The organism is Erysipelothrix aquatica (assembly GCF_009828825.1).
Lineage (GTDB): Bacteria > Bacillota_I > Bacilli_A > Erysipelotrichales > Erysipelotrichaceae > Erysipelothrix > Erysipelothrix aquatica_A.
Genome location: NZ_WTTA01000003.1, coordinates 483405 through 497510 on the forward strand (window position 1 = coordinate 483405; position 14106 = coordinate 497510).

Consider the following 14106-nt stretch of genomic DNA (forward strand, 5'->3'; position numbering starts at 1 on the left):
GCAATTTATTAATTACAGAATTCACAAATATCGGTGATGCTGTTGAAGTAACACCCATACAAAAGACAGCCCATTTGATGTGCTGTCTTGATATACGCCTCACGATTCGAGACATTTAATTTGATTGTTGATCATCCGCAATTTCTTTATCGATAGCAATTGCGATCGACAACGCAAGCACTGCGTCACGATCATCAGGAATTGTCAGTTCATAACTATCGCCCCATGTAAACCAGTGCTTTCTCAGATACATCACAGGCCTATCACCATAGACGACACTGTAATCGTGATCCCATATATCGCCACGCAATTCCCATTGTTTCCCTGTTATCTCGAATTTACTTTTGAAGAATGAAAATTTTCGTACAAGTTCAACATGATCTGTTGTTGGTGTCGTAATATCATAGCGCGAAAAAATTCGGAACATTTGTTTCTCAATTTCCGATACCATTTCGCCAAATTCATTACGAATTACAAACTTCTTGGGTATTCTCATGAAACTTCCCTCGACTACAAATCTATCGACTCCAGTTTCATCTTTAACCGTGAACCTCTCACTGATTGCAAATACTTTTTGTTTAACATATAACTTCATGTTGTTTCTCCTACTTTTCGTGCAAATAAAGTCATCATCCTGTAATGCGCTTACTTCATCATCCAGAAACAATCCCTATATTCTACGATCATATCCTGAATAATAATCGATTCGTTTCATTAAATCAAAATCGATATCTTTCATCGTCTGAATTTGAATTAATTCTAACACACTGTCAGTTCTTATTACCTTTGATTCGATCCCTGGGATATCTGTACCACCGGCAGAATCGATCATAACTTGATTACTTGCTTCAAAGACTTCTTGAAACTCATTAGCAAGCATTTCAAAACCTTCCTTCGGTAAATCGGAACTATATTCAAGTTTAAATACATTCTCCACCCTTGTGATGTCAATACCCTTCGCATCAATTGTGTAATAATAGTATCCTTCAACTCACACAGCGTTGGTGAAGGATTTCCTTTCATCGAACAGCTAGCTAATAGTAACGCGCCTAAAAGTACAACTGCACTTTTTTCATTTAGTTCCCCCCTGATACACATTGATAATAGCATAACTATAGTAATAACAAAAATAAATTCACAGAAGTCAGAATTTCCGTCCTTAATAATTATCCATACGAAATAACAATCAATTTTTACGGTTTTATTAATAAAAAGTACTGATTATAAATCAGTACTTTAATGAGACACTGCCCCTTTTATACTTGGATGTATCTGAAGAGAAATATTTGTTTCGGGCAGTTATAATCATGTATAGCATTTACTTAGCAATACAATTTGCTCAGATGCACCCTCAAGTACACCTTCAAGCAACTCTGAGAACGTAGGCGAATGTGCGATTTTAAAAGACATTTCTAATATCATCGCCAGGTTTGCTCCTGCAAGAACATCGATATTCTCATTGTCCATTGCAAGCATTGCAGATTTTTTAAATGGAGTTCCACCAACAATATCAGTTACAATCAGTACCTGATCATCCCCAACACTTCTTTTCAAGTCTTCATATAGCTTCGTACCATCATCAGAGTCAACGAAGTCAATAACGCTAATTCTTTCATTTAAACCGCAAATTAAGTTTAAGGCAGATTTTATGCCACTGGCATAGCGTCCATGCCCACAGATAATCATCTTCATAAATTTGGACCCTTATAACTATCCAATGCATTAACGTAGCGAGACGTGATTATTTCCGGCCTAGTTATGGATGTTCCAACAACTACCGAGAACGCACCTGCTTCAAGTGCAGATATTGCCTCATCAATTGTTTCAATTTTCCCCTCCGCGATAACCGGAATATCTGTTATTGCTACAATGTCGCGAATTAAATCAATGTTAACATGATGAATGTTCTCAGACTCTTTTGTATAACCTGATAATGTTGTTGATATTAGATCAATATCATAAGTTAGAGCAGTGAATGCTTCGTCAATCGTAGAGATTTCAGCCATTATTAATGTACTGGGATATTCATGACGAATTTGAGTAATAATCTCTGACACTATCTCCCCATTAGGGCGTTTGCGACTTGTTGCATCTAACGCAATAATATCAACTCCAAGCTCTAAAATTTCTTCTGCGCTTTCAAATGTCGGCGTAATATATACATCATATCTTGGGTCGAATATTTTATTTATTCCAATAATTGGCAAATCAACTTTTTCCTTTATTGCATTGATATTATCCCTACCTGTTGCTCTTATTGCGCATGCTCCACCTTGTTTGGCTGCCACAGCAAATGCTGCCATTATTTCCGGTCCGTGCATAGCCCAACCCGGTCGAGCCTGACAAGACACGATTAGTCCATTTTTTATCTTACTTAGTGTATCCATTTTTCTCATGTGCTAAAATACTCCTAACAATTTGCCCACAATTCCAACAAAAAAACTTAATGCTATGCAGGTGAACATCCCCTTCTTCTGCTTAACAAGGATTTTATAAAATCCAAGTACAACTAAAATTGATAAAATGCCTGGAACGATAGAATTGATCAAGTCTAGTAATACGATTTCAACTTCACCAAATTTCCATGAGAGAGCTATTGGAATTTTTACAAAACCTACACTCATTGCACCGACTACCATCAGACCAACTACTGTCGCACCTTCAATGAACTTATCAATTAATTGACTTCCCTTCATTTTTAGAATTAATGTTGACCCGAACTCGTATCCATATTTTATGAAGTACCAGCGAGAAAATAGATTTAGAGCAACATTAGGTACAATAAATATAATTGGACCTAACACATTTCCTTCCATTGCCATTCCTGCACCGATTGCTGCAAAGATAGTCATGAATACCGCTTTAAATACTGAATCGCCAATTCCTGACAATGGTCCCATTAAGGCAGATTTTGTTGCAGAAATTGCTTCAGGAGTCACACCTTCAGTGTTCATTGCCAAGCTTTCTTCAAGTGCAATAGAAATACCCATGACTGCATTTCCTGTATACGGATGACAATTAAAGAACTCATTATGACGACGTAATGCTTCTATTTGCTCTGACTCAGTTTTATATAATTTTCTAATTGTCGGAATCATCGCATAACAGAAACCTAAAGATGTATACCTTTCATAGTTTATGGATGTCATACTAAAGAAAGAACGACGGAAAGTCTGTTTTAGTGTCTTTGTATCTATTACTTTATTTGTTTCTAGGACACTTTCGTCTTCCATTTCCTCGAATGATTCAAAATCATCAAACTTCTCTTCCTTTTGTCCTAGTGTGATATGTGCCATCACTAGACAGAATGCGATCAATGAGATTGCAAGAACATTCAATTCAAGGTAGACTGCAAGTACAAATCCAAAAATGAAAAATGCCCAATACTTCTTAAAGTTCATCATTTTCAATAACATTGCCATACCTACCGCAGGAAGAATACCAGACGCAATCTTTAATCCATCTGTAATCACTTCGGGCATAGCATTTACTACTGCTGTAACAGCATCACTTCCAAGATAAATTGCTAAGAATGTCGGAATAAAAAATACAAGGAAGAATATTGGCAATCCCAACAAGTGAGTTTGCTCAACTTTTCTTATATTGCCCTCATCAATGTATTTATCCGCTTTATGCATAAGTCCAATGTTAATGTTCCACGCGAACATTACAAGAAGTTGTGCTAGTATTCCGATTGGTAATGCGAGACTAATTCCAACTTCAGGTCGACCACCATTAATTATCGCAAATACGGTCGAGAGCATTCCCGCAATTTGAGCATTTGGCGGAACCGAACCACCAATCGGCAGTACTCCCATATACATCAGTTCAACGCTCGCCCCAACTAGAAGCCCTGTTTGTAAGTCACCCATAATCAAACCAATAACAGGCCCCGCAAAAATAGGTCTCGAAATCATCCAATATCCATAACCATAATTTTCCAGAATAATAACTGCAATAACGATACTTAAAATCAAAGCTTGTAATAGATTCATAGTTTTCCTCTCTATATTAATTTACTTAAATCTACCGATTTATCAGATGGTGTCGCTCTGATATCTAAATCAACACCGCGCTCATGTAATGTTTTGAACATGTTCTTTAGTGAATCATCTAAAAAAACAGTTTTTGTGACAGACTCACGACCTTCTTTGTGATAAAGACCTCCAACGTTGATATTTTTGATTGCAATATCAGCATCGAGTAAGGCAATTACCGTTTCAGGGGTATCTGTTACGACAAAGAAATCTTTATTCTCATATTTATTCAAGATTCCTACAGCATCTGGAACCGTGCAAATGAAGCATTTTAAGTTTCTTGGACAGGCAAGTTCAAGAGACATCTTTTCTAAACTATTCTTCTCGTCCATTGTTATCACCATTAACGCTTGACTCTTATATTGCGTTGTCCAAGCATAGGCAACTTGACCATGAATCAGTCTTTCATCAATTCTGAGTAATTTTATCATAGTATCCTCCTTACTCTAATCATATCCATTTGGATATTTGTTTCAATATTACGGACACGAAAAGAAACGCCGTTTCATAATATGAAACGGCTTACAGTGGTATTCTTGTTTTTGCGACATGCTTATGAGTTGCATCATAATCGTACTGAGTACATAACGCGTATAATAGGTCCACTACGTATAATTGCGCAGTTCGTGATGCCATTGCACCACTTCTATATGTAGTTTCTTTAGCACTAACATAGATCATTAGATCAATATATGCTGATAATGCACTACCAATTGATCCTACAATCGCTATCGTTGGTGTCCCATTTTCTTGTAAAGTTCTTGCTATTTCCAGCATTTCTTTTGTTTCACCGGAGAATGAGAAAATTATTGCGGTGTGATTTTGGTTCGAATTTAGTGCCTGCACAACTTGGCGATCATATAGTTGATAGCACTGCGATATTTTACCAATTCTCATAAACTTGTATGCTGCATCAGTAGCAACTACATTTGAAGCCCCAGTACCATACAAATCAATTACTTGCGAATCGCAGATTAATTTTGCAGCATCACAGATAGTTTTTTCATCTAACAACATTCTCGTTTCTTCTATCGATTTCAATGAAATATTTGTTATTTTATCTGTTATATCTGTGAACGAATCGTTTTCCTCAATAATTGTTGAATTTAGAATATCTATACTTATGTTTTCATAGCTGTTAATTTCTGAGGCAAGCTTAATTTTTAACTGGTTAAAACCAAGTGGTTCAATTCTCTTGCAAAATCTAACAACTGTTGATGGTGATGCATACGTTGCTTTCGCAACTTCTCTAACACCCAGTTCTAAAAATAATTCAGAATTTTTCAAGATGAAATTTCGAATATCATTTTCCGTCGGAGATAAATTTTGATATTCTCTAATTTTGATCAGTATGCTCATAAAGTCCTCCATTACTTATTCCAAAGCATTTCTACCAATTGGATTACATCGATCAGTTTCGATAAGTATTTTCTTTTCTTATTTTCATTCTACCAAATTCTTACTTAATAACCGCAACATTCCGCACGATATCCCAACTAATCGCATAGTCTTCAACATAGAAGAACGAATCATCCGCCATTCCCTCAAATTTTCCAGTAACGCTTTCTCTAAGACGCTGATGATCATCCATTAAATTGACTTGTACAGATATCACCTTAGATTTTAGAAATGCGAACTGTAAAACGGCATCTATTTCCTCACGATCCATTTGCGGTAAAGCCGATACTACTTTAAGGGCATCATCCTTCCCCTCATCAATCGTTTTAGTAAGTTCAGCAAGCGCAAAAGCAGTACCCCACTTCAGACCAAAAGGTCGATCTTGATACTCATTGTAGTTTTTGAATTCCTTTTTTGTTCTTTTTCTTGTCACGAATACGCCCCTCACTTTCCATACCCTCTAGTCCACCAGCATGGCCACCCACTAATGAGCTCCGGGCAATTGCACGACCGCCTTCCATAAGACTACTTGCATAAACCATTTTAGTGAAACCAAATTTCTCACGAACAGTATCTATAGCTTTATCAAATTTATGATTCTTTTCTTTTTGAACTACCGATTCAAAGATATTAATTTGCTCCGGCTTATCATGACTTAGCTTAGAACAGTTAATGCCAATATTACGCACTGTTTGGTGATCAAAATGTTGTTCAAAAATATCAATGAGAACTTCAGCAAGTTTATAACTTTGATTCGTCATTTCGATATTCTTTTGTTTATTAAATCCAGTCTTCCCATCACGATCAACAAACCCTAATGAATAGCCCACCCACAAACTTACGTTACTCGTTTTGATACCTTTTTTTCGTAGACGCGTCGCAACTTGATCGGCCATTTCACGAATCACAATTTCAATTTCTTTTTTACTTGTATAATCACGGTTCAACACTTGAGAATTCCCGATTGAACGAGATTTCGGGACATACGATTCACCCAAGAATGTACGATCAATACCCCATGCATGTGCGTATAATTGTGTTCCCAATACCCCGAGTTTACTTTTCAACATATCGTAGTTGGCATGAGCCAAATCGTAAACACTGAAGATTCCTAGTTTTTGTAGCCGTATGGCACCTCGATAACCGATTCCCCACATCGCTGTCATGGGCTCAATTTTCCATAATTTAGAAGCAACATCTTCATAACGCCATTCGGCCTTCATGTCTTTATTATTCTTTGCTTCATTGTCGAGTGCTAATTTCGCCAATAAGGGATTATCACCAATTCCAACTGTCGTGTAAATCTTAGTTTCACGATACACTTCAGTTTGTATTAACCTTGCCATTTCATATGCACTCTCACAACTAAAATATTCGAGTGAATCCGTCACATCTAAGAATGTTTCGTCAACGGAATAGGTCGAAATATTCTCATCATCAACATACTTCCGAAAAATTTCGTTAATTTTCCGATGCATTTGCATATACATATGCATCCGTGGCGCTGCTATGACTAAATCATCAGGATAAGGAAATGGTAAATCACGCGCCCGGCTAATATTACTGATTCCATAAGCCTTCTTAGCAGCTGGACTAGATGCAAGTATTAAACCACTTCCACGCTCATTCACACTGTCACTGGGATAACTCATCACAACAAGCTTAGTGGTTAGTGGATGCAATTTGCGCGAAACTGCTTCACACGACGCGTAAAAGCTCTTACAATCGATACAGAGAATATCGCGTGATGGTTCTTTATCGTAATCAAACTTCACAGACGTCGTCATAAGCATCACCCTTTCTTCTATCAATATTATACTCTAAGTACACGCCATTTTATGTCGTACACTTTTGATTCTATATCAAAAAACGCGAAAATTTGTAGACTAGCTAACACATTGAGATATTGGCTAGTCTTCATGTTATTTCGCGTGTTGTAAAACCAATCAATGATTACAGATCAAGGATCGTTCTAATACTAATATTTGAAATGTCTGTTTTTGGAAATTTATAATTCCAACCTTTACGAAAATGTTGTTTCAGCTTCATGAAAGTACGGATTGATTTGAATATTTCTCGATTGATCTGGAGTATTCATTATTTTCAGCATCGTTTATACATCGTATATAACCGTTCTAATCGAAATGGCGAGGCTATATTTGAGATTCATCATTCTACCTCTTCGTTACAATACTAACAAAATATACTTTAGAAAAACCAATCAGTGTCAATGCATATCTTCCTTGGTTGAATCGACTCTGCGCTTGTATTCGATAGTGGTCACTTAGAAATTTCTGACGATGAATGGGGATAAGTCAGGTATCTTTAATGTTAATAAAGAGAGACATATGATACACATTTCTTACCTCTTTTGAATACATAGATACTGAACTGACTGGAACGGATCTAGTTAGTCTTAGACTATGGAGTAGTACTTCTCATTTACTTCATCATTGATGACCACTTCGATGAGTCCATGATGTGGTTTTCTTTCGTCTATAGGGGGAAACTCTAAATAATCTCCGTACGTATTTCTGAGGATTATCTCATAGTTATCTGGAATCGGTAAAACTAAGCCCTCAAAATCACCATATTTAGGGAATAATTGATCCCTAACTTTTCTTCTATAACAATAATATGATTCGAACCCTTGGGTCATATGACTCACAAAACTTGTGTCATTATAATTGTTGTTATACTTTATCATTATTTCAGTTTGGAGTATATTCAGATCTCTCAAACTCAATAGCACTAACGGATTTACCCTTTGAGATTCTTTCCATTCGCGCTTACGGTTAACTTTAAGAAGTCGCACACGTTCTAGCTTTGCTTCCTGAATGTAGTGTATTGATGCCTCATGTTCAGATATTGTCTCCTCATCATCAGGCATGACATCATATGGAAATATATCTATAAATACTCCATGGTGGATGTTAAGGTGAGCCCACTCTTCCTGAAGTGCTAACGAGTTATTCAATCTGAGACGTGTAAATGAGTGAACAAACTCATGGTCCGTTTCATAATTTTGAACAAATACACAATCATTCTCCCAAAGTTTAGAAGCGTTCAGAAATTTATCGTAGTCCCACCTTAACATTGCTATATCAACGTCATCATCCCAAGGAACAAATCCTTTATGCCTAATTGCCCCAATTATCGACCCAAAATCAAGAGTATAGCAAATTCCATTTTTCTCACAGAATAGATCAAATTCCTCCAACAAATAAAGTTGGTTGAGTTGTAATCTTCTAATTAAATCACCTGTAATTGTCTCGTCTGAAACAATCATAACCTTAACCTCCCTTCAAATATTTTTGTCAGGTACCGACTTAAAACACCATTAATACTAGAGGGTAATCGAAACTCTACAAATTCGCTTTTATCAGTCGCACTTAACTTCCGCTACAAGAACGACTAATTAGGATGTCGAATATGTAATTAAGACCTCTCTTTTCTAGGACAAGTTTGATGTTATTTATTGTAGGTATTAGTATCATTGATTTAGCTTTGCTTATGGTATCTTTCTCTATAAGAGTTAGTTTTATTGTTAACTTACCCCTTTTGATTTTTGACGGGGCACTTACACTCTATAATTGTTTGTTAATGTAGTCATTTGCATGTTGTAGTGCCCGATACTATGATCTATCACCCAATACACAATGTGCTCACTATCATCATAATTTACTTCTAGTAAACTTTAGAATTAGATTAATGAAAATATAGAGTCAATCATTGAATCATACAAAAGAATATAATTTTGCGTTTGTTGTGACACTAAATTCTTTGAGATCAACATTTATACGATTTTTTGTTTGTATTCCTTGACAGTATTTTTTGAAATTTTTCTCTTCCACGAGGAAGCTAAATCGATTGCCCTTCCTTGAATAAACCGATAATCTACGACCTCCAGTATATCTACCAGTGATTTTCGCAATTGTTCCGGCAAACAAAACAAAACGCTCCATAGATGGAATCTGTTTTGCATAAAAACTTCTAACAATTAAACACCATTCATTGTTAATATTCATTTCAAGTTCCTCCTGAACTAATACTCAGCGGCCCTTAACTCATATACTCTTCGTCAAGTTCTGACATATCATCAGCAATACCAAAAAAGTCCGAAAGCATTGTATCCATTGTTAACCATTCGCTGCTTTGAGAAACTTTTTCAGTTATAGTAGCGACTAAACCTTCAACGAAATCTTCGGGGTAGCCCTCTTCAATTATTCCTTCTTTAAAATTTCCAACTAAAATATTCATCAATTCTACGAATTGATGAAACTCATTATGTTTAATTTCTAATAATATTTATAGCCGACTCAAGTAAATCTGGTACGTAATGCATACTCAGAGTAGTCAGCGAACAATCGCTTCAAAAACCGAATTACAAGTTACACGTCATGATTATCATTGCATATACGTCTTAATGACCTGTTCACGTGCATTTCTTACGTGTATTTTTAGATTCTTATGTAGTAGTTTACGGTTTTTCTGAACAAGTGCATCGAGAATATTAGAGTGCTCATCAACTGCTTGCGAAACACGTTTTCTACGTTCATAAGACATTTCCCTAAAATTCTTAAGGTAAACATCTAAGTCGTTTAGCATCGCACTTGCTACACCTAAATTTGCCACTTCTTGAATCTTCTTATTGTACATAGCAAATGAAATGAGCAATAAATTTAAATCATTAGTATTATTATAATATATCGCTTTTTCACAAATTGACTTTATTTCATTGAGCTGGTCTACATCGGCATGATTGAGTAACTCTTCATAAATAATAATCTCTAAAGATAACCTAATCTTAAAGATTTCGTCAACTTTTTTGATAGTAAAGTTATCTACTACTGCACCATAACTAGGAATATACTTTAAAAGTCCTTCATCTGTCAGCTTTTTTACAGCTATACGTATCGGGGTTCTTGATAGCGGGAGTTGAGCCGCTAAACCATACTCATTAATGCGTTCACCTAACGGGACATCTTCTTCTAAAATCGTGAGTTTAATCGCATCATAAATAATGCTCACCAACGATTCCTCCTTGGTGAAATCTGCGTTTTTGGCGATTTTACTCTCAAAATCATAGTTTCTTCTCATTACGCATCATCCTAAATACATTATACTAAATACCCCTCTGTTTTTGCAAATTTGCAAAAACAACCATCAATACTCTTTTATTAAATTGGCTAGTCCAATTCTGCAATTATTTTGTTCAGAATTCCTCCGTGCTTGTAAATATTTAATTCAACATAAGAATCTAACCTGAGTACGGTTTTGAACTTCCTTTCCGCCTGATTTGGAGTCGTTACTTTTACTGAAATTAGATCACCAGGTTTAACATGTTCATCCATCTCAACCGAATAAATTTCATCTCCCTTCAACCCAAGTCCATCAAATGACTCTTCTGGAAGAAATTGTAATGGAATAACTCCCATCATCACTAGGTTAGATCGATGAATACGTTCAAAGGATTCTGCAATCACAACTTTAACTCCAAGTAGCCTTACCCCTTTAGCAGCCCAGTCTCGAGATGACCCCATACCGTAATCTTTTCCAGCTACAACCAAAAGACCCGTGTTACTCATTTTATAGCGTTGACTCGCTTCATAAACGCTAAGTACTTCGTGATTTGGAAAATAGTATGTATATCCGCCTAAGACATCATCTAATAATTGATTCTTCAATCGAACATTTGCGAATGTTCCACGTGTCATTACTTCATGATGTCCCCGACGAGATCCGTATGTATTATATAATTCTTCGCGAACTTGATGTTCACTCAAAAACATACCAGCAGGCGAATTTGGATATATTTTTCCCGCAGGCGAAATATGGTCTGTTGTAATTGAGTCACCAACCTTGACCAAAACCCTCATGTCTTTGAGATTGTTTATCTCTGTTTCTTGATTAATTTGTTTTTCAAAGTAGGGAGGGTTCGCAATATAGGTCGACTCATTTTGCCAATCATAGGTTTCTGACTTTTCAACTTCTATCGTACGCCATTCAGGTGTATCTTCAAAAACATTCTGGTAGGCACTTCTAAAAACAGTGTCATTTACGAATGTATTTACATATTTTTCTACTTCTTCAGTAGTAGGACATAACTCGTTAAAGTAGACTGGATTCCCAAAAGTATCTTGACCGATGGGAGTGTCCGTTAAATCTATTTTTAGATTTCCTGCAATTGCATATGCAATTACTAACAATGGCGATGCTAAGTAATTTGCTTTTATTAACGGATGAATTCTTCCTTCAAAATTTCTATTCCCACTCAATATTGCTGCAGCAACAATATCATTTAACGCGATTGCTTGTTCAATTCTAGGATCTAAAGGTCCTGAGTTGCCAATACATGTCGTACAACCATAAGCAACAATATTAAAACCTAACTCATTAAAGGATTCAATCAATCCCGAATCACTGAGGTACTTTGTAACAGCTTTAGATCCAGGTGCAAATGATGTCTTGACTTTTTTAGACACTTTCAATCCCTTTTCGACAGCGTTCTTTGCAAATAAACCAGCACCAATTAATACCCTTGGATTAGATGTATTGGTACAACTAGTAATTGCCGCTAGTAGGATATCACCATGTTCCAAAGTCATTTTTTCATCATCAATGTCAATGCAAACACTTTTCTTAGAATCACTATTATTTAACCCAAAACCTTTATGACCTACCGGATTTGTAAGACTCTTAACAAAGTCTTTGGATAAATCATCAAATCTAACAATATCTTGAGGTCGTTTTGGCCCTGATAATGATGTGCTAACAACAGATAGATCAATTTCAATAACCTCACTAAATTTGATTTGATTCGCACGCGTCTCATCGTAAAAGAGGTTATTTGATTTCATATATTCCTCAATAAGTGCAACACTTTCCGTTGTCCTTCCTGTTAATTGAAGATATTTTAGAGTTTCTTTATCGAATGGAAAATACCCACATGTCGAACCATACTCTGGCGACATATTTGAGATAGTTACTCTATCGGAGAGTGATAGATTTTGAAATCCTTCGCCAAAAAACTCGACAAACTTTCCGACAACATTTTTGCTCCTAAGAATGCCAGTAATTGTAAGCGCCAAATCAGTTGCAACGACCCCTTCGGGTAAAGTGTTGATTAATCGAACGCCTATTACATCTGGAATCGAAAATACTGATGGTTCCCCAAGCATGCAGGCTTCTGCTTCTATTCCTCCAACACCCCAACCCAAGACACCCATACCATTGATCATTGTAGTGTGGGAATCCGTACCAAAAACACTATCCGGATAAATATATCCTTCATCGTCCATTTTTATCATTTCACATAAATACTCTATATTTATCTGATGAATTATACCGCTATCCGGAGGAATAACTCGAAAATTGTCGAATGATTTTTGTGCCCACTTAATCAGTCGGTAACGCTCGCTATTCCTTTCAAATTCTTTTTTTATATTATAGTACATTGCTTTAGGAGAAGCATACCGATCAATTTGAACTGAGTGGTCAATTACTAAATCAACAGGTATTTTAGGATTTATCAATGCCGCATCAAACCCTAGTAAAACGGCAGCATCTCTCATTGATGCAAGATCAACAATACATGGAACACCTGTGTAATCCTGCAGTAGAATTCTTGTCGGAAAAAAATCAATTTGAGATTCCCGATTACTGACCCAATCCAATAACTTTTTGGACTTTGGATACACACCATCATTTGCTTCCTGTCTAATTGTATTTTCGAGCAATATTCGAATGGTATAGGGTAAGCTATGAATATTGGCCCCATTGTTTTTTGCGAATTTTTTTATATCAAAATATCTTTTATCATTTGTGTTTATTCTACTCTCGAAACATTCATTTTTCATATTATTTCCTTCGTTTCTACCTCTATTATTCATTTACATACCACTTAAGCCCATTTTCGAACAAGACTTTATTAGCCGCTTCAGCCCCCAATGCATCTGTAATCATTTGCACATCACGCAACATAAAGGGTCTTTTTGCACGCGTCGACGGAATATCCGATCCAAAAATTAACAATTCTTCATTTATTTCATAGAGTTCCCTAATTGCTAAAACTATTTCATCATTTGTATAATCGATACGACCAAAACCGGAAATTCTAATAGCAATATCCTCACTTAGTAATTTCTTCAAAGTTGGTAATGATTCGTATGATAGCCCCATATGGTCAATCGAAGCCTTTGGAAGGGCGGTTATCATTTCCATAAATGATTGATCAACGTTTGAGAAATCAAGATAAAACTCTACCTTCCACTTCACTGCATCGTAAATCTTGTTTGCAAAGTTAATTACCTCTTGATAGTCAATTGTCTGTCCTCTGTAGAGGTTGAATCGTACGGCCCTAATACCAATCTCATTTAATCTCTTGATTTCTGCCATAGATGTGTCTAGAGGTAGTTGTGTAACACCAACAAATGGAGCCTGATAAAAGTTTGTTAATGACTCAATTGCCTCAACAAAGTAAGTTTGATCATAACCATGGTAGGACCCTGATACGACTACTCCTCCGGTTATTTCTAGTTGAAAATCAGATATTGCATCAATATAATCATTCACCAAAAATGAATTTGGTATGAACCCTTGGTTCTCTATTATGGGATATTTTTTGTTTATGATGTGAAAATGTGAATCAAATATTTTTGTCATTTTTCGC

General features: G+C 36.1%; 15 protein-coding genes. All 15 read right to left on the bottom strand.

Going from position 1 to position 14106, the window contains the following annotated elements; genetic code table 11:
• Nucleotides 1-115: 115 nt before the first annotated feature.
• Nucleotides 116-595 (bottom strand): LURP-one-related/scramblase family protein, encoded by a 480-nt coding sequence (locus GVV22_RS08210; protein ID WP_159649638.1) that lies wholly within the window; start codon nucleotides 593-595, stop codon nucleotides 116-118.
• A gap of 75 nt (nucleotides 596-670) precedes the next feature.
• A complete protein-coding gene (locus GVV22_RS08215; protein ID WP_159649639.1) occupies nucleotides 671-880 on the bottom strand; it encodes a hypothetical protein in 210 nt (69 codons plus the stop codon).
• A 425-nt stretch (nucleotides 881-1305) separates the two neighbouring features.
• A complete protein-coding gene (locus GVV22_RS08220) occupies nucleotides 1306-1692 on the bottom strand; it encodes a hypothetical protein (protein ID WP_159649640.1) in 387 nt (128 codons plus the stop codon).
• The gene (locus GVV22_RS08225) at nucleotides 1689-2396 is read right to left on the bottom strand and encodes an N-acetylmannosamine-6-phosphate 2-epimerase (protein ID WP_159649641.1); all 708 of its coding nucleotides are present in this window, start codon (nucleotides 2394-2396) and stop codon (nucleotides 1689-1691) included. Before GVV22_RS08225 ends, GVV22_RS08220 begins: the two co-directional genes overlap by 4 nt.
• Nucleotides 2397-2399: 3 nt before the next feature.
• Nucleotides 2400-3995: a PTS system mannose/fructose/sorbose family transporter subunit IID gene (locus GVV22_RS08230; RefSeq protein ID WP_159649642.1), complete on the bottom strand. Its 1596-nt coding sequence runs from the start codon at nucleotides 3993-3995 to the stop codon at nucleotides 2400-2402.
• 11 nt (nucleotides 3996-4006) lie between these two features.
• Complete coding sequence (locus tag GVV22_RS08235; RefSeq protein WP_159649643.1) at nucleotides 4007-4468, bottom strand: PTS sugar transporter subunit IIB; 462 nt, start codon at nucleotides 4466-4468, stop codon at nucleotides 4007-4009.
• A 91-nt stretch (nucleotides 4469-4559) separates the two neighbouring features.
• Nucleotides 4560-5396: a MurR/RpiR family transcriptional regulator gene (locus tag GVV22_RS08240; protein WP_201290706.1), complete on the bottom strand. Its 837-nt coding sequence runs from the start codon at nucleotides 5394-5396 to the stop codon at nucleotides 4560-4562.
• A 100-nt stretch (nucleotides 5397-5496) separates the two neighbouring features.
• Nucleotides 5497-5868, bottom strand: a complete 372-nt coding sequence (locus GVV22_RS08245; protein ID WP_159649645.1) for a hypothetical protein — start codon at nucleotides 5866-5868, stop codon at nucleotides 5497-5499.
• Complete coding sequence (locus GVV22_RS08250) at nucleotides 5825-7222, bottom strand: Y-family DNA polymerase (RefSeq protein ID WP_159649646.1); 1398 nt, start codon at nucleotides 7220-7222, stop codon at nucleotides 5825-5827. The genes GVV22_RS08245 and GVV22_RS08250 overlap by 44 nt, the downstream gene beginning before the upstream one ends.
• A 629-nt stretch (nucleotides 7223-7851) precedes the next feature.
• On the bottom strand, nucleotides 7852-8724 hold the full coding sequence (locus GVV22_RS08255) for a LicD family protein (RefSeq protein WP_159649647.1): 873 nt from the start codon (nucleotides 8722-8724) through the stop codon (nucleotides 7852-7854).
• Nucleotides 8725-9172: 448 nt separating this feature from the next.
• On the bottom strand, nucleotides 9173-9463 hold the full coding sequence (locus GVV22_RS08260) for a hypothetical protein (protein ID WP_159649648.1): 291 nt from the start codon (nucleotides 9461-9463) through the stop codon (nucleotides 9173-9175).
• A 34-nt stretch (nucleotides 9464-9497) separates the two neighbouring features.
• Nucleotides 9498-9695: a hypothetical protein gene (locus GVV22_RS08265; protein WP_159649649.1), complete on the bottom strand. Its 198-nt coding sequence runs from the start codon at nucleotides 9693-9695 to the stop codon at nucleotides 9498-9500.
• Nucleotides 9696-9842: 147 nt separating this feature from the next.
• Entirely contained in the window at nucleotides 9843-10535 is a 693-nt protein-coding gene (locus GVV22_RS08270) for a GntR family transcriptional regulator (RefSeq protein WP_159649650.1), read from the bottom strand.
• Nucleotides 10536-10624: 89 nt separating this feature from the next.
• Entirely contained in the window at nucleotides 10625-13294 is a 2670-nt protein-coding gene (gene acnA / locus GVV22_RS08275) for an aconitate hydratase AcnA (protein ID WP_159649651.1), read from the bottom strand.
• A gap of 25 nt (nucleotides 13295-13319) precedes the next feature.
• Nucleotides 13320-14099 (bottom strand): amidohydrolase family protein, encoded by a 780-nt coding sequence (locus GVV22_RS08280; RefSeq protein WP_159649652.1) that lies wholly within the window; start codon nucleotides 14097-14099, stop codon nucleotides 13320-13322.
• Nucleotides 14100-14106 lie beyond the last annotated feature (7 nt).